This window comes from Acinetobacter sp. USHLN143, assembly GCF_037145695.1.
Lineage (GTDB): Bacteria > Pseudomonadota > Gammaproteobacteria > Pseudomonadales > Moraxellaceae > Acinetobacter > Acinetobacter fasciculus.
This window is the reverse complement of the sequence record NZ_JBBCWZ010000319.1, coordinates 1-223: the sequence shown is the minus strand read 5'-3', so window position 1 is coordinate 223 and position 223 is coordinate 1. Positions and strand designations below refer to the sequence as shown.

1 protein-coding gene is annotated in these 223 nt (G+C 33.6%); it reads left to right on the top strand.

Annotation, left to right across the window (positions count from 1 at the left end; all coding sequences use genetic code 11):
• Positions 1-223, top strand: a 223-nt coding sequence (locus WFH18_RS18205) for an IS3 family transposase (RefSeq protein ID WP_336755462.1), incomplete at both ends; no start/stop codon positions are given.

Sequence of the window (223 nt, the reverse complement as noted above, 5' to 3'; positions counted from 1 at the left end):
AGTCAATATTGCAGCCATGAATATCGAAATATACTTGAGCAATATGGTTTTCAAGGTTCAATGAGCAAGCGCGGAGACTGTTACGATAATGCACCGATTGAAAGCTTTTGGGGAATACTGAAAAATGAGTTAGTGCATCATTACAACTATCAAACCAGAGAAGAAGCCAAAGCAGATATTATAAAATACATTGAATTATTTTATAATCATCGAAGAATTCAAA